General features: G+C 37.0%; 14 protein-coding genes and 1 pseudogene. 5 read left to right on the top strand and 10 right to left on the bottom strand.

Annotation, left to right across the window (positions count from 1 at the left end):
• The 7 genes from PHP31_07145 to PHP31_07175 form a co-directional block, all read right to left on the bottom strand.
• On the bottom strand, positions 1-1,589 hold a 1,589-nt coding region (locus tag PHP31_07145), incomplete at its 3' end, for an inorganic phosphate transporter (GenBank protein MDD3739054.1).
• Between the two features lie 185 nt (positions 1,590-1,774).
• On the bottom strand, positions 1,775-2,533 hold the full coding sequence (locus tag PHP31_07150; protein ID MDD3739055.1) for a DUF2807 domain-containing protein: 759 nt from the start codon (positions 2,531-2,533) through the stop codon (positions 1,775-1,777).
• A 552-nt stretch (positions 2,534-3,085) separates the two neighbouring features.
• Positions 3,086-5,464: a TonB-dependent receptor gene (locus tag PHP31_07155; GenBank protein MDD3739056.1), complete on the bottom strand. Its 2,379-nt coding sequence runs from the start codon at positions 5,462-5,464 to the stop codon at positions 3,086-3,088.
• Between the two features lie 128 nt (positions 5,465-5,592).
• A complete protein-coding gene (locus PHP31_07160; protein ID MDD3739057.1) occupies positions 5,593-5,970 on the bottom strand; it encodes a hypothetical protein in 378 nt (125 codons plus the stop codon).
• Between the two features lie 387 nt (positions 5,971-6,357).
• Positions 6,358-8,499: a DPP IV N-terminal domain-containing protein gene (locus tag PHP31_07165; protein MDD3739058.1), complete on the bottom strand. Its 2,142-nt coding sequence runs from the start codon at positions 8,497-8,499 to the stop codon at positions 6,358-6,360.
• 75 nt (positions 8,500-8,574) lie between these two features.
• Complete coding sequence (locus tag PHP31_07170) at positions 8,575-9,552, bottom strand: deoxyhypusine synthase family protein (GenBank protein MDD3739059.1); 978 nt, start codon at positions 9,550-9,552, stop codon at positions 8,575-8,577.
• A gap of 50 nt (positions 9,553-9,602) precedes the next feature.
• The gene (locus tag PHP31_07175) at positions 9,603-9,896 is read right to left on the bottom strand and encodes a YbaN family protein (protein MDD3739060.1); all 294 of its coding nucleotides are present in this window, start codon (positions 9,894-9,896) and stop codon (positions 9,603-9,605) included.
• A gap of 163 nt (positions 9,897-10,059) precedes the next feature.
• On the opposite strand from PHP31_07175, the gene PHP31_07180 reads away from it, so the two are divergent.
• Positions 10,060-10,920, top strand: a complete 861-nt coding sequence (locus PHP31_07180) for a YitT family protein (GenBank protein ID MDD3739061.1) — start codon at positions 10,060-10,062, stop codon at positions 10,918-10,920.
• A gap of 351 nt (positions 10,921-11,271) precedes the next feature.
• On the opposite strand, the pseudogene PHP31_07185 reads toward PHP31_07180, so the two are convergent.
• Positions 11,272-11,421: pseudogene (locus PHP31_07185) on the bottom strand (AIR carboxylase family protein).
• A 219-nt stretch (positions 11,422-11,640) separates the two neighbouring features.
• Here PHP31_07185 and PHP31_07190 point away from each other — a divergent pair.
• The 4 genes from PHP31_07190 to PHP31_07205 all read left to right on the top strand — a co-directional run bounded on the left by PHP31_07190 (position 11,641) and on the right by PHP31_07205 (position 20,577).
• Positions 11,641-14,460: a hypothetical protein gene (locus PHP31_07190; protein MDD3739062.1), complete on the top strand. Its 2,820-nt coding sequence runs from the start codon at positions 11,641-11,643 to the stop codon at positions 14,458-14,460.
• Positions 14,461-14,518: 58 nt separating this feature from the next.
• Positions 14,519-15,439, top strand: coding sequence for a T9SS type A sorting domain-containing protein (locus PHP31_07195; GenBank protein ID MDD3739063.1), 921 nt, complete (start codon positions 14,519-14,521; stop codon positions 15,437-15,439).
• A gap of 461 nt (positions 15,440-15,900) precedes the next feature.
• A complete protein-coding gene (gene purL / locus PHP31_07200) occupies positions 15,901-19,578 on the top strand; it encodes a phosphoribosylformylglycinamidine synthase (GenBank protein MDD3739064.1) in 3,678 nt (1,225 codons plus the stop codon).
• A gap of 99 nt (positions 19,579-19,677) precedes the next feature.
• Entirely contained in the window at positions 19,678-20,577 is a 900-nt protein-coding gene (locus tag PHP31_07205) for a hypothetical protein (protein ID MDD3739065.1), read from the top strand.
• Between the two features lie 241 nt (positions 20,578-20,818).
• Here the strand turns inward: PHP31_07205 and PHP31_07210 are convergent, their stop codons facing one another.
• Together PHP31_07210 and PHP31_07215 are read right to left on the bottom strand one after the other, a co-directional pair.
• On the bottom strand, positions 20,819-22,057 hold the full coding sequence (locus PHP31_07210; GenBank protein ID MDD3739066.1) for a glycoside hydrolase family 27 protein: 1,239 nt from the start codon (positions 22,055-22,057) through the stop codon (positions 20,819-20,821).
• A gap of 150 nt (positions 22,058-22,207) precedes the next feature.
• The coding region (locus PHP31_07215; protein ID MDD3739067.1) for a C25 family cysteine peptidase at positions 22,208-26,229 on the bottom strand (4,022 nt) is incomplete at its 5' end.

Below are 26,229 nucleotides of genomic sequence, written 5' to 3' on the forward strand. Positions count from 1 at the left end.
TCGAGAACGTTTTTTTGTTTGCTTTCTTTTTCTTTTCTTCTTTTATGCACAATTGAAGATTGAATTAGTATAAGCACAACTACACCCAACATAATAAATATTGCAGCTTTGCCTCCATAAGTCAATATAAGTGCTACAATAAGTGCCACTGAAAAAGCAATTATAGCTGTTAAAAACCAACCACCAATAACGGTAAGTACACCAGTAATACGGTAAACCGCACTCTCTCTTCCCCAGGCGCGATCGGCAAGTGAGGTACCCATAGCAACCATAAATGTTACGTACGTGGTCGATAAAGGTAATTTTAAAGAAGTTCCTAAAGATATTAATAATGCACCTATGGTTAGGTTAACACTTGCTCTTATCAGGTCGAAAGGTGGAGCATTTTCGGGCACATTTTCTAAAGGTTTAAAACGTTTATCAATAGCCTCTTTAACTCTTGTAGGAGTTTTGCTACTTATAGCTCTACTAAGCTGAATGCTACCTCTTACTATTGAGCGAGATAAAGCTGTTGACGAAAAACGTTCTATGCCACCACCTTGACGGGCAAGGTTTACTTCAGTATCGGTAACTGTTCTCGATTTTTTTGAAAACCACAAAGCTAATACCATTACAATTCCCGCTCCTAACAAATATCTCCAATCGGCAACTACAGGTTCGGCAAGTTTACCTAAATATAGCGTGTCGAGACTTCCACCGGATGCAACGTGTTCTAAGCCTATATGGTACGAGCTTAAACCTGCCAAAGGCACACCTATAAAGTTAACAAGGTCGTTGCCGGCAAATGACATAGCTAAGGCACAGGTTCCAGCCAAAACTATAAACTTTAATATATTAAGCCTGAACAGGTGTTGCATAATTGCCATCAAAAATGTCCATCCCAAAAATGCGTACAATATAGCTACACCCATATTTTCATTCAAATAATTATTGAAACTGTCGGATATAAGTACACTTCCTTTTAAACCTTTAAAAATTGCAAAATAAGTTATTGCAGTAAGAGCTATTCCACCCCATATTGCACCTAAATATTTGAATACTTTATGATAGTTAAACGAAAATATAGTTCTAGAAATAAACATTACTATAGTACCGCATAGAAAAGCAATAATTATAGATATGAATATTCCGGAAATAATTGCGAGAGCCTTACTACTATTGATATATTCGGCAAGAGATGTGTCGGGATTGTTTTGCCAAATCATAAATAATGCTACGGCTACCGCTGCGCCCAAAAGTTCGAATACCAATGAAACCGTTGTAGAAGTCGGCAAGCCGAATGTGTTAAATACATCAAGTAATATAACGTCGGTAATCATTACCGCTAAAAATAACAGCATAACATTAGGAAAGTTGACCATGTGGGGGTTAAAAATACCGCTTCGGGCAATTTCCATCATACCGCTCGAAAACAACGAACCTACCAAAACACCTACCGAAGCAACCGTGAGTATTACCCACAATGGTGCAACCTTTGAACCTATACTTGAATTCAAAAAATTTACTGCATCATTTGCTACTCCAACCGATAAATCTAACGCTGCCAAAAGCAGCAAAACCACAACTATTATTAAGTAAATACTTTCCATAATGTTAATTTCTTTGCATATTTTGCAAATATATTATTCCAATGTTAAGAAATTGTTAACATTACATTAAGGAAATATTGTGTAAAACTAAAACGGCACTCAGCTGTAGCCGAATGCCGTTTTGTAATGAAAAAATACTCCTATTATTAATTTACATTACATCAACCAGTTGCGATTTAAATATTTTAATAGTTTCGTCTTTTTATGCTTGCACCTCCGCTATTGTTAGTTTCAATTTTTTCAGGATTTCCGTAGTAAAAGATGTCGGCAGCGCCTGAAGCGTTGGCATTTAATGATTCGGAAGCATACACGTGAGCATCGGCTCCGCCCGAAGCTTTTATGTTTACATTTTTAGATATTAAATTTTTCCCATTAAAACTAGCTCCGCCCGAAATACTGTAAGTAGCGTTTATGGCTCTTCCTTCTAGTTCGGTATCATTGCCTCCCGAAATCTCACATGTCAGTTTTCTGACGTTAATTTCCAAGTCAATTTCCGTAGCTCCGCTACCCGAAATATGAAGTTCATCGCCGTTTATTATGGTATTTTCTTCGGTTTCTACATCGCTACCGCCCGAAGCAATAATTGAATTTAATTCTGTAAAATATACGTAAACATCGATACCCTCAGTTCTGATTAAAACTTTTTTATTTTCGTTATAAATTTTTAAGGTGTTTCCGACAACTTTAACAACAACATCGTCTATAACATCGTTAGTGGCTACTACTAGAGCTTTATTTTCAGAATGTCTGATTAGATGTACATCAACACCTGACGATACTTCAATTTTGTTGAAAGGTTTTAAATCGAAATGCTTTTCAAGTCGGTTTTTGTTGCCGGAATTGGGCAAAAGGTTTGATGCGCTTGCAGTTGTTGTATTTAGTAAAGGGTAAATTAACATTACCAAAGCAATCGCAATAACTGATTTAAATGTGGCAGTTTTCATGTGTAAAAAATTTTTAAATTTTTAATTAGTTTTTATACTTTGACAAATGAAATTAGAAAAGGTTACAGATTTTGGGATTTTTTTTGTTGCGGGTTTCGTGTTGCGTGTTGTGGGTTTGACATTTTCGGTCACTGAGTGCCGAAGGCGTATCGAAGTGCCGAAAATGGATGTACGGTTAAACTTTGTGGCACTTTGGGTTGCTTGGTTGTCCCGAAGTTTCGGAAGGTTTCGGGGAACAATTAGTCTTTTCGGCACGCTTTACAAAAGCGCGCCAGCAAATTATTATTATAGACGCTCGCTCGCTTTTGCAAAGCGAGCGGGACTTCTGACTACCAACTTCCAACTTCCAACTTCTAACTTTAGAAAATGTCAGCTTTGATTTTTTGTTTCACAAAATAAAAACCGGCACACTAACTATAGTGTGCCGGAAAAACCAATAATTACTACTATTTTCACTTCTAACAATTTACATGCGCGAAATGTTTTAGCGAAAAAGGAGTCTCTTTAAATTATTAAATAAATCATGTTATTTAGATTCATAAAACTCAATGTTTATAACAAGTTCCCGATTTTAACACCGGCGTATATTGTACGTGGTAGCATTGGACCGTAAGTATATCCAGGGTCTCTGCTAACACCTGTATCAAAGTCGTCTTGATAGGAGTTAAATATGTTTTTAACACCTGCAAATATTTGCATTTTCGATGTCGTAAATTTCAAATTATAATGCAATTTTATTCCCATATCGAAGAAGGTTTTACTTTCTCTTAAAATACCTTCGTCGGGGTTTGGTAAATCAATACCGAAGTATGGGATTAGCATTTTACCGGTATAATTGGCGGTTGTCGAAAAGCCGAAACTTGGTGTAACTTCCCAATTCATTGATAAATATCCGTAGTCGTTAGGAGTGCGGAAAAATCTTTTTTCGTCGAAGTCTTGTTCTTCTTCGTAAAGGCTCTGTTGCACGGTAAAACCTAAGTTGATATCGATATTTTTTATGGGGATATATTTTAATTCGAGGTTGACACCCGAAACGTATGCACCTTTTTCGGCGTTGACCCTTGTGTAAGTAACAACTCCGTTTTCATCGGGTTCGCCAAACTCGTTAGCAAAAGGATTTTTAAGCAATGTGTAAAAACCTTCAATTAGGACGTCAATACCTGTAGTTCCCCAAGTTTTGTTGTAGTTTAGCGAAGCCAAAAATCCATGACTGGTTTCTTTGGTTAAATTGGGGTCATTTTTGTGCAATACTTGTCTTGAACCCGAAGTTTCTATATGCAAGTCTTCGTCGAAAATTTGTGGCGACCTATAACCTTGCGAATAACTAACGCGTGCTTGTAGATTTTTAACAATGTCGTATTTTAACGATAAACGCGGACTTAAAACATTACCTGTTTTGTTTTCGTGTGTGTAACCTGTATCTTTGACTTCAAAGTGGTCGAAACGAGCACCCAATGAAATTAAAAGTTTGTCAAGCTGAACATCAAACTGAGCAAAAGCTCCCACGGTATTTGAAACCTGATCGGCTATAAGCATATTTTCGGTATGATTTATTGTAATGGTACTATCAGGATTGATTATAGCATTTTCGAAATCGGGGTAGCCTTTTTTTATGTCTTTAAGTTTTCCTCCGTTCCATTCAACACCTGTAACAAGTTTAAACATGCTTCCGAAGTGAGCATTGTATTGCGAACCGACGGCATAAGTAAAATCTGTGCTATTGCCGTAGTCTTTAAGCGATTGCTCGGCTCCGTAGTACGAGTCGCGGTTTACCTTTTGTCCCGACAAATACACCGACCAAATATCGTGTGTGTTGATGAAGTGTTCGTAATTAACCGAACCGCTTGTAATGTTATGCTTTACACCCTCGGTTATATCCGTTTCGTGTTCTACGGTTTCAAATTTGTTTCCTCCTCGTCTGCTTTCTTTTATGTTGAAAAAATCTAATGTCAACTTATCTTTATTGGTAAATCTGTGATAGAACCTAGCGCCTAGTGTATTGTTATTGAGTTTGGCAATTTCGGAGAAATCGTCGTTATTGGCGTCAAAAGGAGCTCTATCTCTGTAAAATCCGTACAGGGACAAGCCTGTTTTATGATTTCTTGAAACCAAAGAAGTATTGAAATTAACCGAATAGTCTTGAGCCGGTTTACCGCTATTTTTAACACCTATTCCAATATTTTCAACGTTTGTTCCAATTTCGTAAGAGTTTGTAATCGGGTCTTTAAGTATAAGGTTTATAACGCCTGCAATAGCGTTGCTTCCGTACAATGCAGAACCTCCGCCTCTGATGATTTCTACGCGTTCTATCATATTAGCCGGAATAAGTTCAAGACCGTAAACGCCGGCGAGACCGCTAAAAATAGGTCTGGAATTTATTAATATTTGCGAGTAAGGACCTTCCATTCCGTTCATACGGATTTGCGAAAAACCGCAGTTTTGGCAGTTGTTTTCCATACGTAATCCGGGTGCAAAATTTAGCCCTTCGCTTAATGTGTTTGCCTGTACGTTTGAAAATAATTTCGGCGAAACCGTAGTTACAATCACCGACGATGCTTTTCTGTTGGTTTGCTGTCGATTTCCCGTAACTACTACCTCGTTTAAGCCTAGCGGGTCTATTTCCAATTCAAATTTTATTTCTTTTGTTTCATCTTCTTTTGTGGTTATTGTTATCTCGGAACTTTTGTATCCCAACATTGACGCTACAACCGTAATTTCGCCTATTGGTACGTTTACCAACTGATAGTGTCCTGTTTCGTCGGTGGTTGTTCCTATTGTGGTTCCTTTAATGGCGATATTGGCAAAAGGTAGATGTTCGCCTTCCGAAACGACGTGTCCGACAATTACTGCGTCGTGATTGTGTTTTTGAGCTTGTAGTATATTGAAACTTATTAGTGATACTAATAGTAGTACGAATATTCTTAATTTCATATATTTTATTTATTAAATTTTTAGATGTTTATTATAATTAAATTTAGAGTTGATAATGAAAAAATAAAATCAACGCAAGAGCCGATAATACAAGACTTGTATCGGCATAAAGAATTTTAAGAAATTTGTTAGTATATAATGTAAGGGGGAGAACGAGTATTTGTCGGTTTAAAGTACTCGTGGCTTGTTTTTGTATTAGGTAGCAAAACCAATTTTTGCACAACTAATAAGGGAGCTACGACAAAGGCAAATACCTGAACAAAATACAGCAAGTATATGTTTTGCAGATAAATTAAAGTATTGGTATCATGCTGATGTTCAATGGGAATTGACTTGTCGCCGTTTGACTTATAAGCGTGTGCGTGTATAACTATTGAGCCGTCGGGAAGTTGGTGAGAGTGAGAAAATAATATGGAATTGATTATCATGAAAATCATGACAAGCATAAAAAACACAGAAAACACACTGCGAATTTTATTGCTTTTATTATTTCCGATTATTCTCATGCTTTGCAATATGTTTTTAAAAATTTTTGCAAAGGAACAAATAATTTTTTGAATATGGAATAGTTTATTTAGATTAATTATAAATTAATAATACCTGATTTTAGGTAGAAGTTATGAGTTACGTGGTGTGGGTTGCGTGTTGCGTGTTGCGTGGTGCGAGTTTCGGGTTTCGTGGCAATTAGCAATTTTCATAGGAGTGAGAGCAGAGCCAAGCTTGCTTGAGCTATGCCGAGCGACGACAGAAAATGCAGCGAAGCTGAATTAGTAATTATCAATTAGCCCCGAAGTTTCGGGGTTCATTGCACATTGCTCATTACACCAACCACCCATCACCAACCACCAACCACCGCTAATAGCCAACGGCTAAAAGCTAAAAGCTACTTCCGACTACAAGTTCTCAAAATAATAATCCGATAACTTTTTATACAGGTGCATTCTGTCTTTACCCCTAACGTTATGTTCGTGGTTGGGATAAACGAAATAGTCTATTTGCTTACCGGCTTTAATACATTTGTCAAGGTATTGCAGGCTATGTTGCCAAACTACAACATTATCAATAGCTCCGTGAATGACCATTACCTTGCCGTTAAGTTTATCGGCGTAGTTCAAAAGCGAACTGTTTTTATATCCTTCGGGATTTTCGTCGGGAGTGTCCATGTATCTTTCGCCGTACATTATTTCGTAGTATTTCCAGTCGATTACGGGACCACCAGCAGTTGTAACTTTAAAAACGCCTTCGTTTCTCGACATAAGCGTAAGAGCCATAAAACCGCCATAGCTCCATCCATCGACTCCTATGCGAGTATCATCGACGTATGGTAGCGATTTCAGGTAATTAACACCTGTCATTTGATCTTGATTTTCGGCATCACCCAAATTTCTGTGTATAACTTGCTCAAAATCGGCACCCCTATTGGAAGTTCCACGGTTATCCAAAGTCCAAACTATGTAACCATTGCTTGCTAAGTAGTAAAAAAACAAGTTGCCACCGCCAAGCCACGAGTTTGAAACCAACTGAGAGTGAGGACCACCGTAAACATAGACCAACACCGGATATTTTTTATTTTTATCGAAATTTGTAGGCTTAATCATACGTGCATACAAATCATAATTATGATTTTCCGATTTAAGTGTAATAAGTTCAACTTCGGGGGTATTGTATTCGGCAAGCGGATTATCAACTTCTTTAAGTACTCTTAGCTGTTTGCCTTTTTCGTTTACGAGTGTGGCTTTGTAAGGCACATCAATACTGTTATATACATCAATAAAATAATTCCCTTCAGGGTTGTGAATAACCGAGTGAGTTCCTTCTGCTTTCGTTAATTTTTTTAATTTTCCGTTATCGATATTACACGAATAGTAGTGTCGTTGCAAAGGACCTTCTTTGGTTGCGGTAAAGAAAACGGTAGTTTCGTCGGAGTTTAATCCGTCAAAATCAACAACTTCCCATTCGCCTTTGGTAATTTGCCTAATCAATTCACCGTTAGTATTGTACAAATACAAGTGGTTGTAGCCGTCTCTACGACTTTGCCATATAAACAAATTAGGGTCATTTTTTAAGAAATACATGCTGTTTTGAGGCTCAACGTATTTGTCGCTTGTCTCTTCAAACAATGTTCTAATGTAGTTTCCGGTAGCAACATCGTACATATTAAATTTCATGTGATTTTGTCCACGATTTATTATTGCAATAAAAATGTATTTCTCGTCCGGCGACCAAGCTACATTAGTTAGGTATTGTTCTTTCGGCTCGCCTGTATTTATGTATGAAATTTTATCAGTAATAGTATTGTATATTCCCAACTTAACCTGATGACTCGTCATTCCTGCCATTGGGTAACGAAAACTTTTTTCGGTAGCAATACGCGTATTAATATCCACCAAAGGATATTTTGTAACCATCGATTCATCATTCAAATAAAAAGCCAGCATATTACCTTTCGGCGACCAAAACGTTCCTTTATTTATACCAAATTCCGAACGATGCACGGTTTTGCCGGCAACGATTCCCGTGTCGGGATATTGGGTGATAGCTTTATGATTACCATCGAAATATACGTACAAATTATTATCGATTGTATAAGCAAAACGCTTGTTGGCATCAAGGTAATCGTTGTTTTCGGCATTTTTAGGAATTGTAGCTATTACTTCTGCTTTTTGCTTTTCGATGTTCAACAAAATTCTGATAGAATCGTTGTTGTAATTGAAACAAAATTCGTTGGGTGATAGCCACTTAAAACTGTACGGTACAAATTTCATCTCTTCAACATTAATACTGCTCAGAGCCCTATTAAGTTCGTCTAAGGACAAAATTGTATCGGTATTTCCCGAATGTGCGTTTTCTTTAACAATTTTACCATCTGCGTAATATGTAAAATTATCGTTGTCTTGCCATTGCAGATTTGTATATCCCCACGGATACAGTTTCCAATTCATTATGTCATCAAAAAGGATTTCTTTTTTTTGCGAAAAGGAATTGTTGCAAACAAACAATAGTGCAACAAAAAGTATTAAATACAGTTTCTTCATACGTTTAACGGTTTGATGAGTTAAAAGCAAATTTGACAAAAATATTTATTTGCTATTGTAATGTTTTCCAGCGTTTTACCAATCTAACAGATAAGCAAAAATAAGCGGAGCAACAATAGTGGCATCACTTTCGATAACAAATTTTGGAGTATCTATATCTAATTTTCCCCAAGTAATTTTTTCGTTAGGAATAGCACCTGAGTACGAACCGTACGAAGTAGTTGAGTCGGAGATTTGACAGAAATAGCTCCAGAAAGGAGTATCGTGCCATTCTAAGTCTTGATACATCATAGGTACAACGCAAATAGGGAAATCGCCTGAAATACCACCACCAATTTGGAAAAATCCTATACCTTTACCTTTTGAGTTTTCTTTGTACCACGATGAAAGCCACATCATGTATTCAATACCCGATTTTACGGTTTGGGGTTTTAGTTCGCCTTTTATGCAGTACGACGCAAAAATATTTCCCATAGTACTATCTTCCCAGCCGGGAACTACGATAGGTAAGTTTTTTTCGGCAGCTGCAAGCATCCACGAATTTTTTGGGTCTATTTCGTAATCTTTTTCCATAACTTTGCTGTTGAGCAGCTTGTACATATACTCGTGCGGGAAGTAGCGTTCGCCTTTTGCTTCGGCATCTTTCCAAATTTTTTCAATATGATGCTGTATTTTTCTAAATGCTTCTTCTTCGGGAATGCAGGTATCGGTTACACGATTTAATCCATTTTGCATTAAATCCCATTCGTCCTGTGGTGTTAGGTCACGATAATGAGGCACTCGTTTGTAATGCGAGTGTGCAACAAGATTCATAATATCTTCTTCAAGATTTGCTCCTGTGCAGGTTATTATTTGCACTTTATCTTTTCTAATCATTTCGGCAAGCGAAATTCCAAGTTCGGCTGTACTCATAGCACCAGCCAATGTAATCATCATTTTACCACCTTCTAGCATGTGGGCTTCGTAGCTTTTTGCTGCATCTACCAATGTGGCTGCGTTGAAATGGCGATAATGATGCAGAATAAAATTTGATATTGGTCCTTTATTATTCATAACTATATTTTTTTGTTAGCAAAGATAAACATTAAACATCAATTAATGTGTTATTTTGTTTTAAACGATAAAATATGTACGCTCACAGCTACGGCAATAAAAAGCAGAAGTATTTTTACAAGTATTATTTCTACAAAGCAAATAGCTGAAATTAAAATAGTTACCCATAAGGTTGTTATAGAAACAATTTTAACTTTTTTGCTTATGGCTCTTGTTGCAATAAAATCTTGCAGATATTTCCCCCAAATTTTATGGTTCAAAAGCCAGTTATGCCATTTGTCAGAACTTTTAGAAAACAAATACAAAGCCAGCAGCAGAAAAGGAGTTGTTGGAAGTACAGGCAAAAAAGCACCGACAATTCCGAGTGCAACACACAAAAATCCCAATATTATTAATATTTTTTTCAAAACTCAAATTATTAGTTTTGCAAAAATATAATTTCCATAGAGGTAAATTATATCGGCTAATTTATAATTTTGCCGACTCAATTACAAAAAAGAAATTATTATGATGAAGAAAAACAATTTATATCTCTTGAAAGATTACTTAGTAATTATTTTAGGAGCGTTTATATATTCCGTAGCCATAACCCAGTTGATTATGCCCCACAAGTATGTTACAGGAGGCTTGACGGGTGCAGCCATTGTTTTAAATTATGCTACTAACATTCCCGTATCTTCAACAATATTGGTATTTAACGTCATTTTGTTGATTATTGGATTAAAAATATTAGGAAAACAGTTTTTGGCTAAAACCATTGTCGGTGCTTTATCCTTAGCCTTTTTTATAGGAATTTTCGAACGATTTGTTCAATTAAACATATTAATGGACGAACCTGTATTTGCCGGAATTTTGGGAGCTTTTATTGGTGGAACCGGATTAGGTTTGGTGCTTTCGGCAAACGGCAGTACCGGTGGTGTTGACATTATCGTTATGATTATCAACAAGTACAAAAATATCACCCTAGGTAAAGCGATGTTGGCTATAGACCTGATGATTGTGTGTTCTTCATATTTGGTTTTCCAAAGTTTGGAAACAATAGTTTATGGTATTATTATTCTTTGGGTTACAACCTATTCGGTAGATGTTATTGTGAACGGAGTAAGGCAGTCGGTGCAAATTTTCATTTTTTCCAACGAATATCAAAAAATAGCTACCGCTATTAATGAACAAATGAAACGTGGTTGTACTGTTGTCGATGGTATTGGTTGGTATTCTAAGAGTCAGCAGAAAATAATAATAGTTATGGCAAAAAGAACGGAATCGGTTGCCATTATGCGTATAATAAAAAATATAGATCCCAAAGCCTTTATAAGTCAAAGTACTGTTATGGGTATTTATGGCGAAGGGTTTGATAAGATTAAGTAGGGTTGTCCCGAAGTTTCGGGATGTTGCGTGTTGCGTGTTGCGGGTTGCGACACTTCGCTCATTGAGCTAGTGCCCACCGAGCGTAGCCGAGGTGTCGAAATGTCGAAGTGCTGCATGTTAATTTTGTGCTCACACTCGATTTGCAAAATCAAGCGAGCGTGGTGGTTTGAGTAGTCCCGATATTTCGGGATGGCGCGTGGTTCGTGTTGCGAGTTTTAGAAGTTAGAAATCAGAAATTAAAAATTGTCAGCATTAGTTAGCTTTTTCTGAGCTAGCGTGATTCTATGATTTTGTTGAACTGTTTTGTAATAAAAAAATTCCCTTTTTATGCAATCAATAAACAGCTGTGTTTGCAAACTTTTCAACTTCTTGTGGTGTGCGGTGAGCAGATAAGGCATTTATTTCAAAAGGAATTTCAAATTCATCAAATAACTTTGCCGATTGTTCCATTACTTTTAGGTCGCTGGTGCTACCCATAATTATACTTACAATTGCTTTCATCTTTTTAATTTTTTTCCAGAAGTATAATAATTGTGTGTTTTATCAAAGTGAGTCAATTATATTTTGAATAAAAATTCTTGCTTATAAAATAATTTGTATAGTAATTGTTGTAAAGAAGTTAAAAAAACAACAAAAAAAGTTAAAAATATTTGCAAATGTGATATATGGTTTTTAATTTTGCAGAGATATCTACTAGTTACGAACCTAAAAAATGAAATCATGAAAACATTACTTAAAACATTTTTATTAGCTTTCTTAGCTCTTATTATTCAGCTAACAAATGCACAAACATTATCTAAAGCTGAATATGATATGTATTCTGCCCTTTTTGCAAAAGATGCACTATATAGGGATAGCGTGATGAGTACTTTACCACCGCCTACTTATTCTCAAGAACCTTTGACTGTATCTACCGTATACAGTACGCGTGCTAGTGCCTCGCGGTCTTCCAATACTAAAAAAATACTAATAATTGCAAATAATTCAATTTATCAACAAACAAAAAGTAAAATAAAGAGGTATGCAGATGATGTGAGTCGCACTTATCGTTGTTGGGTAATTATTAGAACTGTTACCGGGGGTACACCCGAGGATATTAAAAATGTAATTATATCTGATTCCACATATTTAAAGGGAGTTGTATTTATAGGAGATATACCTGCTGCATATTACGAAGTTGACCATGATCATCCACCGCGCTATTTGTACAGTTATTGGCAATGCGAATTGTTTTATATGGATTTGGATGGTGTTTGGGAAGATACCGACGGTAATAATATTTATGATAGCCATACGGGTAATGTTGCTCCTGAAATATTTGTTGGTAGAATATCTACTGCGCACATGGATCAGAATTTTACGGAAAAGGAAGGCTTAGAAAACTATTTAGACAAGTTACACAACTTTTATATGGGCAATGTACAAATTAATAATAAATACGCATTGGCATATACTGATACGGACTGGGCAAATAGTTTTGCTATGTGTAATCACATTGGAAATTTATATGGCACCGGCTATTATCACAATTTTAACGCTATTAATAATCCTAATCATGGTAAAACTGATTATTTGGAGAAGCTTGGCGATACAACGTATGAGTTTATACAACTTGCTGCTCACTCAGCTTATGATCATCATGCTATAGTTCATGGCAATTCAAATCATAACGTTATTCCAGAAAATGTAGTTAATACACCCCCCCAAGCAATAGCATATAATTTGTTTTGTTGCAGTGCTTGTCAATGGCCCATATACAATCCTAACCCTAATAATAGGAAATTGCATATCGGGACAAGTTATATTTATAACAGCAGCCCTAGAGCTCTTACGGTAGTTGGAAGTACTAAAACAGGCTCAATGCTTGGATATAAAAATGTGTTTTATCAAAATTTAAATTCAAAAAAAGTCATTGGCGAAAGTTTTTTAGAGTGGTGGAAATTGTTTGGAAATAATCATTACCATGAACTTGTCATATGGTACTACGGTATGTGTATTTTAGGAGATCCGATGATAAGTATGTTTCAGAATGATTATGCTCGTATAGATTTATGTGTTAGAGATTCAAATTTTGATTACGGTGAAGAGCCTAATACTTTTTGTATAGGTGGTGATTATTGGGAAAGTCCTGATATTTGGGTAAGACATTATAATGACACAATAACTAAACATGTAAATCCGGAATATGAACCGAATAGACCTAACTATGTAAAAGTTAGAGTTAAAAATATTGGTACTCTACCAAATGAAGGTAAAGAAAAGTTGTTTTTGCATTGGACGGCAGCGCTAGGAGGTAATTGGCCGGGGGCTTGGAGTGATAGTTGTTCAGTTTTAAATCCAAATACCGGACAATATGTGCAATGTGGTGGTTTAATTGATTCATTAACTATCCCCATTATACAACCAGGCGAAGAAACTATTCTTACGTTTCCGTGGCTTGTTCCAAATCCGGCAGATTACTCCTCCTCAGCTGGGGACCCAATTAATTTTGGTTTTCTTGCCAGAATTATTTCTGAGAAAGATACTATGGCTTTTCCCGAAGGACCAAGAACGCTAGAAAATATTAAGAATAATAATAATATTGCAGGCAAAAGAGTATACATTGTTGATCTTGATATTATAAGCAGTAATCCCACAAATCCTGGCAGTTCTACTATCATTCGAAATCCTTCAAATAGATTAAAGACTATAGATTTACAGTTTATTGCCGATACTTGTGATTTAAATGAAGAAATATATAAAAATGCCGAAGTAAGAATAACTATGGATAGCACAACGTATAACGCTTGGGTAGCCGGTGGGTCACAGTCGGAATATTTGTTGCCAGGCAAAAAGAATAATGAAAAAATTGTTTCTGACAATAATGCAAAACTGTTAAATATAACTTTAAACCCCTATGAATACGGGATTGTAAATGTTTCGTTTAATTTTTTAACCAAAAAATTAAATAGTAAGCCAAAATATACATATCATGTCATTTTAAAAGATGCTAACACAGATAGTGTAGATGGAGGCTTAACATATATTATTAATAATAATGATAGAGACCCTTTTTATGCTAATATTGATATAGAAGAAAATGCAGCAAATCAGCAGGTTACATTAACAGCTCAAGATATAAATGAGCCTTCTATTTATAATTGGTACAATTCTCAAGGTGACCTAATTTATTCGGGTGAAGAAATAACAGTTTCAAATAATGTAAATAGTACTTATAAATTAGAAGTAATTTCATTAACAGATGGTTACAAAGACTATGAAAGTGTAACTATTAATGAAAACTTAGGTTCAATACAGTCAATTTCACCTAATCCGGCTAGTTATAACATAAACATACAATATCAGCTATATAATGCCAATACGGCAAATATTACAATTATTGACTTAACTGGATTAAATTCAATATCAAACACTTATATTATTGATTTAAATTTAAATTCGATAAATATTGATATATCAAGTTATCCGATTGGCACATACTTAGTTTACTTAGTATGCAATGGCAAGATTGCGGATGTAAAACAATTAATCAAACAATAACTACACACAAGCAGTAAAACAAATAATAAAACATTAACAATGCAAATAATAAAACATTATGAAAACACTAAACAAATTAGTAAAAATTTCAGTATTAAGCTTATTTTTACTTTTAACATTTTCGCTTAATACTTTTTCGCAAAACGTTGAAACAATAACAGGTAAACTTGTTACCAGACCAGACCCGCCAATCAGTTATCCTTATGGTGGGCCATTATTATATTCGGTACGCTCAGGAGATATTAACTATATTACTACCATTAATGGGCAACGTGCTGGTTTAGAATATTTTGGCTCATTGTTCGAGCTTAACGATAGTGTTAAAGCCGACGGATATATAACAATGAAAGTAGATTTTTTGGGTGAAAATTATTACGAAATTGAATTGGAAAGTATTGAGAAATTAGCTTCAGCACCCGGTATTGAAACAATAAAGTGTATTGTACACGTTTCAGCTAATCCTGCTGTTACTTACCCACCATTACCAGGCATGGATTGGGCAATAATAGTTACAGATAGTACTTATTGGACACAAGAAAATGTAAGATATTTAACGGAGAACGGGCAATGGTTTAATCCCAATTTACCTCTTATTATTGGAAATAATCAGTTTACGAATGGGGATTCGGTTGTCGTAACCGGTTGTACTAAGGTGCATTATAATATTCGTAACGAACCGTACTATACATTTGATATTGGCAATGGTGGTGGTATTGAATTTCTTAGAGTTAAAGAATTATTTGGGACAAATATCACCGTTTTGCCCAATCCTAACAATGGTATCATGCACATAAACTCGCCGTATTATAAAGTTGAAAATATTGGTGTTTACACCATAAACGGCAAGTTGTTACAACTATACAACAATATTAACCAAAACAATTATAAAATAGATAGTATTAAAGAAAAAGGGACATTATTGGTGAAAATAATACTAAGTAATAAGCAAGTAGTTACAAAAAAGGTTGTAGTGTTGTAATTATAAAATATTTAGTTAAGCAGACACCATATTTTATTTTTTACTTTTTACTGTTCTGGGTTGCGGGTTGCGTGTTACGTGTTGCGTGTTTCGGGTTGCGTGGTTCGTGTTGCGGGTTGCGGCACTTCGCTCACTGAGTGCCGAAGGCGTATCGAAGTGTCGAAGTGCTCACACTCAAATTGCAAAGTCAAGCGAGCGTGGTGGTTTGAGTAGTCCCGATATTTCGAGATGGTGCGTGTTTTGTGGTAATTAGCAATTATCAATTATTCCCGAAACTTTGGGGTTCATTGCTTATTGCACCGATCACTCCCGAATTCTCGGGACAAGCCACCACCAATCACTGCTAAAAGCCAATAGCCAACAGCCAATAGCTTTCATTTCCCAAAAATTAGATTACAATAAATTTTGCAGTAGAAACAGATATTATTACATTTGTAAAACCAAATAATATTAATTCTACTATTATGATTTACTTTTTTGACAACAACGGTACATTATACGTGCTTAGCAGCAGAAATGAATTAAACACGCCAGATAAGCAAAAGCTGTCGTGGCTTTTCGGCAATGCTTCCATTATTGATAAAGTTGAGGGCAATTACGTTGGTCCGCGTATTGAGATGATTACACCATGGAGCACCAATGCCGTTGAGATAACTCAAAATATGGGTATTGACGGAATTGAGCGAATAGAAATGTTTAGAAAAGTGCACGACGATAACGTTGATATTGACGAAATGCAGCAGAGTTTGTTCCAAAACATAGACGAAACAATATTCGACAACGACAATGCAATAGCACCAATACTGTACATTGAAGATATTAGAAAGTACAATCAACAAGAGGGTTTGGCTTTATCGGAAGAAGAAATACAATATTTGGAAGAAGTAAGTCGAAAAATTGGTCGCAAGCTCACAGATAGCGAAGTGTTTGGGTTTTCGCAAGTCAATTCGGAGCATTGCAGACATAAAATATTTAACGGAAAATTTATAATAGACGGAGTTGAAAAAGAAAAGAGTTTGTTCCAATTAATTAAGCTCACTTCGGCTACCAACAAAGGCAAGATAGTTTCGGCATATAAAGACAACGTTGCCTTTATAGATGGACCTGAGGTAGAACAATTTTACCCTAAAAATCCCAATAAAGCCGATTTTTTTACCACAAAACCTATTGATACGGTTATCTCCTTAAAAGCCGAAACCCACAATTTCCCAACCACAGTAGAGCCATTTAACGGAGCCGCAACAGGTTCGGGAGGCGAAATACGCGACCGCCTTGCAGGCGGAAAAGGTTCTATACCACTTGCCGGAACAGCTGTGTACATGACCAGCTATCCGCGTTTGAACGAAGTTGAGTTTAAGCATAAATTAAAAGCTCGTCCTTGGTTGTACCAAACGCCTTGTCAAATACTTATCAAGGCATCTAACGGAGCCAGCGATTTCGGAAATAAGTTCGGACAGCCGCTTATTTGCGGTTCGGTGCTTACCTTCGAGCATGAAGAAAACAATGTTTACTACGGATACGATAAGGTTATCATGCTTGCAGGCGGCGTTGGCTTTGCAAAAAAATCCGACAGCATTAAGGAACATCCACAAAAGGGAGATAAGGTTATAGTAATGGGTGGCGACAATTACCGAATTGGTATGGGTGGAGGTGCTGTTTCGTCGGTGGATACCGGTAAATACAAAAGCAGCATTGAGCTTAACGCAGTTCAGAGGTCTAACCCCGAAATGCAAAAGAGAGTTTACAACGCCATAAGAGCCATGTGCGAAGCTGATGATAATCCTATTATTTCAGTTCACGACCACGGAGCCGGAGGACATCTAAACTCTTTATCGGAACTTGTTGAAGACCAAGGAGGCGTTATTTATTTGGACAAACTTCCGATTGGAGATAAAACGCTTTCGGCTAAGGAAATTATTGGAAACGAATCGCAGGAGCGTATGGGATTAGTCATAAGTCCCGACAAAGTCGAAGTTATGAGCAAGGTTGCTCAGCGCGAAAGAGCTCCGTTTTATGTTGTTGGCGAAGTTACAGGCGACAAAAATTTCTCATTTATTGACCGAACAAATAATACCAAACCATTAGACCTTCCGTTGGAATATCTTCTTGGTAAAACGCCGCAAACAGTTATCACCGATAAGGAGGTAACAAAAACTTTCGACGAAATTACATTTTCGGAAGATAAATTTACCGATTATCTTAAAAATGTTTTGCAGTTGGAAGCTGTTGCTTGCAAAGATTGGCTTACAAATAAAGTTGACCGCTCGGTTACAGGCAAGGTTGCAATTCAGCAGACAGCAGGACCTTTACAGCTTCCGCTCAACAATTTGGGTGTTATGGCTTTGGATTACAACGGACAAAAAGGTGTGGCTACTTCTATTGGACACGCTCCAATTGCAGGCTTAATCGATCCGGGCGTAGGTTCTAAACTTTCGTTGGTCGAATCCTTAACCAACATAGTTTGGGCTCCTTTAAGCCACGGATTGCAAGGTGTTTCGCTAAGTGCCAACTGGATGTGGGCATGCAAAAACGATGGCGAAGATGCAAGATTGTACAAAGCTGTTGAAACTATCAGCAAGTTTGCAATAGAAGTCGGTGTTAATATTCCTACAGGTAAGGATTCTCTTAGCATGACTCAAAAATATTCCGACGATAAAAAAGTATTTGCTCCTGGAACGGTAATTGTTTCGGCTGTAGCAGAAGTCAGCGATATTAACAAAGTTGTGCAAACACCTTTAAAACCTGTTAGCAATACGCAATTGCTATACATAGATTTTTGTAATTGCAACTTCGATTTAGGCGGAAGTGCTTTTGCCCAAACTCTTAACAAAGTTGGCACTAAAGCTCCAAATCCTACCGATACCAACTACATAGTCAGATGTTTTAATGCGATTCAGCAACTTATAAATGAAGAACTAATATTGTCCGGACACGATGTTTCTGCCGGCGGCTTAATAACCACGCTACTTGAAATGACGTTTAGCCACAACAATTTAGGACTAAAAATAAATTTAAACGATTTCGAATTGGAATCCACAACACAATTGTTATTCAGCGAAAAGCCAGCCGTAGTCGTTCAAATTAAAGACGTAGAAAAGGTTACGTCAATATTAGAACAAAACAATATAAGTTTCAAAACTTTGGGTGCTGTTGTTTTGTCTGATAATGTGAGTATAACTCACAACAACAAAAATATTGTTCTGCCAATTTCCGAATATAGAGATGTATGGTATAGTGTTTCGCACAAGATGGAACTTCTGCAAGCCAATAAAACCAAGGCAAACGAAAGAAAGGACAATATTTTCAGACAAGAAAGAGAATTTATTTTTCCAAGTAATTTTACAGGAAAATTATCTGATTACGGCTTGCCGCTTAATCAATCGGCGAAACGACCAAAAGCCGCAATAATACGCGAAAAAGGCGTAAACGGCGATAGAGAAATGGCTTGGAGTTTATATTTAGCAGGTTTTGATGTTAAAGACGTGCACATGAGCGATTTAATGTCGGGAGCTGAAACTTTGGAAGATATTAACATGATTGCTTTTGTAGGCGGATTTTCAAATTCCGATGTGTTAGGCTCGGCAAAAGGTTGGGCAGGAGCTTTTAAATACAACGAGAAGGCAAACGAAACCATCAGAAACTTCTACAAGCGTAGCGATACACTTAGCTTAGGAGTTTGCAACGGTTGTCAGCTTATGACAGAGCTAAATCTGATTACAGGCATAGAAACCAACGGACCAAAAATGCACGACAATGAAAGCAAAAAATTTGAATCGTCGTTTTTAACCGTTACAATTCCCGAAAGTCCTTCGGTAATGCTTAAAACGCTGCAAGGAACTAAATTGGGAGTCTGGGTTGCACATTTTGAAGGCAGATTTGACTTTTCAAATTCAAGCGACAACTTTAATATTGCAGTTCAGTACGCTTTCGATAATTATCCATGCAATCCTAACGGTTCGCCGTACAATACCGCCGCAATTTGTAGCCCCGATGGACGTCATCTGGCTATTATGCCGCACTTGGAAAGAGCGATACTTCCATGGCAATGGGCATATTACAACAGCGATGAAAAGCACCAAGTTACACCATGGATTGAAGCATTTATCAACGCTCGCAAATGGATTGAAAACAAAATGTAATTTGTGCGATATTATTGACAGATTTTACAACATAACATTTGTTAAAAATAATATACAATAAATATTTACGTTTATCGTTATTTCAAAAAGCATAAATATATGAACACTAAAAATTTAGGTTACAAAATAGCTATCGGTGTACTCGGCTTACTTATAATTATAATGGGTTGGGTTTTAATTAAACAAAGCAGGCAAAGTCGAGAAATAATTGAAGAAAGGAAGTTAGAAATAGCAGAGGAAAAAGAAATTATCACTCAACAGTTAGATTCTTTGCTTCTTGAACACAACAAGATAAAAGAACATTTTGGAGTAATGAACAACGAGCTGCATTTAAAAGACAGTATTATTAACGCTAAAGCCAATGAAATTAAGACTTTGCTAAGTGTTAAATCGGAATTGAAACTTGTTAAGCAAAAATTTGCTCAACTTCAGCAAATTACCAAAGGTTACGAAAAAGAGATAGATTCTTTGCACAAGGTTAACACAAACCTGATGACCGAAAACACTAAGATAAAGTTGGATTATTCTATAGAACAGAAAAAGAATTTATCGCTACAGCAAGACAAAGAACAATTGACCGAAAAGCTTTCGGATGCTGCTGTGTTGCGTGCATATAAAATTACCGCCGAAACCTTTAACCAAAGAGGTCTTGATAAAATCAGAGCTACAAACAAGGCAAACAGAACTAATGTTATAAAAGTTTGTTTTACAGTTGGCGAAAATCAACTTGTTAAGAAAGGATATACTCGATTTTTCGTGAGAATTGCCAAACCAGATAATTCAATATTAACCAAGAGCAACGATTACGTATTTCAGTTTTTAGGACAAGATTTGCAGTTTTCGTGCATGCAAACGCTTAACTACGAAGGAGATGCCGTTGATGTTTGCACCGAATACCGATTGGCAGACGTTGCAGAGCCGTTGCCTAAGGGACTTTATCACGTAAATATTTTTACCGAAGAAAGAGAAATAGGTCAAACATTGTTTGACTTGAAGTAATTTATAATTTCATTTGTCGTTGTCAGATTCGAGTTGCGGGTTACGGGTTAGTTTCGAGTTCCGAGTTTTTAGTTCCGAGTTTTGTTCCGAAAATTCTGGATCAACTCCTGACTCATAACTCTCCCGAAACTTCGGGACAGAACTTTCGACTCCTAACCACCACTCACCAACCACCATTCACCGCAAAGCACGTTCTTTTTCATGCTTTTATCAGACAATAATGAATACCATTACATACCTACTACTTCTCCGACAACCTTAATACTACTGTTTCGTGCGATTTTATATTCAGTTTGATAGTATTATTTTTTATTTTAAACGATTTCTTACTCCAAACGTCAAAAGCTGTGTTTTTACTACCAACACCGAGTTGTTTAGTGTTTAAATCATAATTTATAGCTTCGTCAGAAATGTTAAGTATGCCAATGGCAATATCGCTGTTGGATAATTCTTTTACGAATATTTGAATATTATCGTTGCAAACAACTCGCTCGGCTTGTATTCCAAGTTTATCCTGATTTATTTCAATAATATCTTTATTGAGCAAAATGTTTTTTGTTGCGTCGTTCATGTTGCTGATATCGCATGTAATCATAAGCGGAGCAGCCATTAAGCACCACAAGCTCATCTGCGATTGGTATTCAATATCGTTGCAACCAATTCCGCCCAAATCTCCCGAAGGTCCTTTTTTTCCGTACAAACCCACAACCAACATATCGGGGTCGTTCCAAGCACCTATTTCGGCGTATTTGTAAAGCGGAGCATTAAAATTCACAATATCCAAAATACCCATTCCAACCCACGTCTCATCTTTAATTGATTTGGGAGGTTCTTTGCTTTTCCATTTATCTCTTACGTCGCCGGTAGTTCTCCACAAATTACCGCCTACTTTTTTACCCCAAAGCCACGGCTCTCTTTGTCCCCACTCGCATATGGAAAAAACCATATCTCTTCCGCAATTCTTCACGGCTTCAGCCATAACCGAGTAGCGTTCAATTGCAACAACCCAATCTTCGGGAGCATAGCAATAATCGTATTTTAAATAATCGAAACCCCATTCGGCAAAGGTTTTGGCATCTTGAGCTTCAAAACCGAAACTACCGGTATATCCGGCACAAGTCAGTTGAGCTGCATCGGAATAAATACCTATCTTTAAACCCAAACTGTGTACATAATCGCACAAAAATTTCATTCCCGAAGGAAATTTTTCTTTGTCGGGAATAATATTGTTTTTACTATCTCTACCACCTTGCCAGCCGTCGTCAATTATGATGTAGTTGTAGCCGGCATCTTTCAATCCGGTGCTGACAAGAGCATCAGCCATTCTAATAACATCTTTTTCTGTAATGTTATCGGCAAAATAATTCCAGGTTAAAAATCCCATAGGAGGTGTGGGAGCTAACGTTTTTTTTGTTTCGGACTGAGCCATCGCTACAAATGCGAAATAAAGCAGTAGCAGTACAATAAATAAGCGTTTCATAATTTTATATAGTTTGTAAATTTATATTGCAATAATACAAATTTTATCATAAAGTAAGAATTCTGAGTGATAAACCACTAATTTGTTTTACAATAAAAAAGCCTGTACAAATCGTATGTACAGGCTTTTTGCTTTATTAATAATTAAAACCTACTTAATGATAAGCTTTTTAGCACTTGTCGTTTTGTTATCCGAAACAATAACCGTGTATGCTCCCGAACTTAAGTTTAGATTTAAGTTGTTTACATATCTGCCGTTGGTTTCAATATTCTTTTGTTGGTAAACAATGCTACCAGCCATGTTTATTATACGAATACTGATAACGCTAGCTTCGGTATTTACAAAAGTTAGTTTAAAGTTACCGCTATTTGGATTTGGTGTTATATCAAATCTGAAATTATCGGCACTTTCTTCAACTCCGAAAGTGTTTGTAACCAAAATTTCAAGTTCTTCCGACCATAGACTTTCGCTACAAGCGTTAGTTGCTTTTACTTTAATTTTAGCAGTTCCTTTAAAATTATTATCCCACTCAATGGTAGCATCACTTTCAGTCGATGCAATAGTTCCGGCGTTAGCAGGCGAAACTTCCCATTCGTAGTCGTGAGCTTCGGCAACAGGATTGACGCTAATATCTGTAGTAAGTCCGAAGTACAAGTCAACATTTGCAGGACCTGTAGGTTTGTTAGGATTTGAAGTAATAATTTGTTTTACTTCAACCATCTCTACTACTGTATTTTCGCAGTTTTCGTTACCCTCGGTAATACTTAATGTGAAGTCGCCGGCAACGTCCCAATTAACTTCTATTTGGTTAGTACCTTGACCCGAAATTATATTACCGCCCGAAATTTCCCAATTGTAGGTATTGCCTTCAACAAATGGAGTTTGATATGTTTCGGTATCGTTTTTACAAACTGATAAACTACCGGTTATTTCAGGACTTGTATTAGCATTTAAGGTAACATTTTTAGTAGCTGTAGTGCTACAGTTTTGTGAGTTAGTTTCGGTAACTGAAACAGCATCGGCACTTGTGTTATTATCCCAAACAACGGTAATGGTATTTGTACCTTGTCCTTCAATAATTGTTCCTTGCGTAACTTCCCACTGATACGTGCTACCTGCAACCGACGGTGTGCTGTAAATGTATTCGTTTTTAGTACACAACACTTCTTCACCTGTAATAATAGGATTAGGACCTAAAATAACGTTCAATGTCATATCCGACGAAGTTGGTGCACACGATTCATTTGAAGCGCTAAGTGTTAGAACAACACTTCCTGCTGCAGCATCTTCCGTACTTGCTGTATAGCTTGGATTAAGAGCATACTTGTCGGAGAAAGTTCCGGTTCCGCTCGTAGTCCATAGCAATGAAGTATAATTATCGGCAGTAGCATCCGACAAGTCAAATGGTGAGTTACTACAGCAACTACCATTTTGTCCGGCGTGTGCAGTAGATGGTTGCTGTACGGTAACAGAAACACTATCGACAGCAGTACCCGTTGCACCATCAACTGTAAGTATAAGCACAAAGCCGCCGTTTGCTATATCTTGGCTACTAGGAGTGTATCTTGGTTTTAGTATAGTGTTGTTATTAAATGTTCCGCTTCCTGTGGTTGTCCATTCTATAGTGTTGTAGTTGGAAGCTTCTCCTTTACATAAAAAGATGTCGTTTTCACACACATAATCGTCGAAACCTGCGTAGCAAGATGTTTTAGGTTCAAGAGGGAAGTTGATAAAGTCTAACCAAGCACAATCTTCACCTGCCGAGCCGCTACCGTTTTTATAGTAAATCCATTTTAAAACACGTTGACCTTGCTCAATTGGGAAAACAGCTCTGTTCCAACCGGTAATTCCGTGGAAAGTTTCTTGAAGAACATTATCTATAAAGAATTTGAGTCCGTCTCCCGAAGTTTCTGTAGAAACTTTGTACATAAAGCTAATACTATCCGTAACCGGAAAATCATATTGTAGAATTAGCTGAGACGATTGGTAATGTGTAATTTCACCCGATTTTGCCGAATAACTTCCTTCGTAAGGACCTACATTAGTTATTGTCCAGTTTTTATTTCCACCATGTTGCCATTCAAATTTTGTGAAGTCGCCGGTTTCCCAGTCTTCAACAAGCAAACCTATTGGCAGTTCAAAAGTTTTGTTAGCGCTATACCTTCCACAAGTTGCATTTGTGATAAGGTCTGTTTTCATACCTGTGGGAGCATTGGGGTGGACTGATAATGAATATTCGGCGAATTGAGCGCCCATTGGGTTAATATTTTCAATAACGTATGTGTTGTTTTCCAATGTAATTAAGCCAGTTGTTACCGAAATTTGAACCACAATGTTTTGGGCTAAAGAGTGTCCTGAGTTTCCTACTTTAACTTTTAAAATTGCCGATTCGCCCGGGTCAAGTCTGTTATTTCCATTTCCACCTTGCGAGTCATCAATAGTAAATTCGCTGATGTACAACTGAGGAGCGTTGCATGTAACTGAAATATGGCTTTTCCAGGTATCGCTGCCGTCTGTAGCAAAAACATCAAGAATTTTTGTGTATTGGTCTGGAACATTGTCGGCAATTTTTATTTTAAATCCGTTTTCAATAGTAACGGTTTGTTTTGAAGGAATGCTAGGATATAATTCTGTACCATCAACAATGTTAATATACGCATCGCCACCCGTTAAATTAACTGTTACGTTGTGAGCATCGGTGTTTCCTAAGTTCTTTTCGGCAAGAGATAAAAATACGGTTTCGTCAAAATCTATAACATTGTTATTATTGCCCAATTCATCGTTAATAGTATAACTATCGGTAACAACGTACGGATTATCTGCCGAAATTATTAAGAAGCTGGATGTGTGTCGGTAGTGATTAGTTTTAGTAACAACAACCTTAACATTCTGTCCTACTGCAGGAGGAGTAAAGGGAACTTCAAGTATATTACCTGTTCCTGTGGCTGTAGCAAGAATTTGTCCGTTATGTGTTAATGCTATGGTTGAGCCGGCGTCGGCTTTAATACCGATAGAAGTAGCTACTTCTATCATAACTTCAGGGTGCATAACGGTTAGGTTTTGAGGTACTTCACTAAAAAGTTCCAAGAATGCATCTCCGTGGTGGTGGAAAAGGTGATATGTAACAAGTTTGTTTTGGGTATTGTAGGGCCACGAAGACTGTTGTAAGAAGTATTTACCAGCCACGTTAGCAAAAGCCGGCAATATTCCACGCGGAGGGTTAGGACCTTGTTGTCCGTAGTCGGGCATAAAGTCGGGCCACATCATATCAAAAAATCCCCAGGCATAAGTATCGTTAACGAATGAATACGAAACTTCCGATGCGGCAGTAACACCTACAGCACCAGCGTTTTGTCCGCTATATTTATGGCGGTGGAATTTTTCGGCAAAACACTCGCCCGAGTAATTATATTTTCCTGTTAAACAGTTGAAAGAAAGTATAAACGACATTTTTCCAACGTTAGTAAGGTCGTTAATGTTATTATTAGTATAATCGGGTTCACCCCAGCCTGTTTCCATACCGTGGTCGCGGTGTTGTAGCAAAAAGGCTCCACTATTGATAGCGTTAGTAACCATTGTAGAGTTACCTCCCGTCCAGCCTCCAAGTTCAGCCGGAGTTGCAGGAATATAACCTAAACCGTTTGGTCCGAAATAGTTTACAACTGTTGCAGTATTGGTAGCAGTTGACCAAACTGAGCCAGGTGTACCTGAGTATATTGCGTTAATTCTAACGGGTTCTTTTCCATGTACATTTTTGAAATAACCGCCAACAACTTCCGAACATATCTGGAACCAGCGTTCTGTTTGCCAGCCCAATGCTGTAATAGGATTTTTATAGAAATTAGGTGCGGTTGGTGGAGTACGCTCGTACTCTAAAGTTTTGGTAACGAAAGTTTTTACTTGTTCTTCGTTGTTTGCCGTCATACGTGCCATCACCATATCGGGCATGTTATCGTTATTAACGTCTGCGTAAATATTGTCCGAAACGCAATAGTTGTTGTGTATTGGTGATGTAATATTTGTTTGAGCATCATTGCCATAGTCGCCTAGTAAAAGTACGGCAACAGGCGGAATGTCCCATGTGTTGTAAGCGTTGTGTATATAATTTTTTATGTCGTTTGTGCTGTTACCTCCAATTTCACTTAATGAAACAACTTTAGTTAATATTCCTT

Source organism: Lentimicrobiaceae bacterium (genome assembly GCA_028697555.1).
In the GTDB taxonomy this organism is placed as follows: domain Bacteria; phylum Bacteroidota; class Bacteroidia; order Bacteroidales; family UBA4417; genus UBA4417.

Excerpts from the sequence above, each read along its gene's own strand:
- PHP31_07150 (MDD3739055.1), bottom strand. The coding sequence starts at position 2,533 with ATGAAAACTGCCACATTTAAATCAGTTATTGCGATTGCTTTGGTAATG.
- PHP31_07205 (MDD3739065.1), top strand. The coding sequence starts at position 19,678 with ATGAACACTAAAAATTTAGGTTACAAAATAGCTATCGGTGTACTCGGC.
- PHP31_07160 (MDD3739057.1), bottom strand. The coding sequence starts at position 5,970 with ATGAGAATAATCGGAAATAATAAAAGCAATAAAATTCGCAGTGTGTTT.
- PHP31_07155 (MDD3739056.1), bottom strand. The coding sequence starts at position 5,464 with ATGAAATTAAGAATATTCGTACTACTATTAGTATCACTAATAAGTTTC.
- PHP31_07180 (MDD3739061.1), top strand. The coding sequence starts at position 10,060 with ATGATGAAGAAAAACAATTTATATCTCTTGAAAGATTACTTAGTAATT.
- PHP31_07165 (MDD3739058.1), bottom strand. The coding sequence starts at position 8,499 with ATGAAGAAACTGTATTTAATACTTTTTGTTGCACTATTGTTTGTTTGC.
- PHP31_07210 (MDD3739066.1), bottom strand. The coding sequence starts at position 22,057 with ATGAAACGCTTATTTATTGTACTGCTACTGCTTTATTTCGCATTTGTA.
- PHP31_07170 (MDD3739059.1), bottom strand. The coding sequence starts at position 9,552 with ATGAATAATAAAGGACCAATATCAAATTTTATTCTGCATCATTATCGC.
- PHP31_07190 (MDD3739062.1), top strand. The coding sequence starts at position 11,641 with ATGAAAACATTACTTAAAACATTTTTATTAGCTTTCTTAGCTCTTATT.
- PHP31_07195 (MDD3739063.1), top strand. The coding sequence starts at position 14,519 with ATGAAAACACTAAACAAATTAGTAAAAATTTCAGTATTAAGCTTATTT.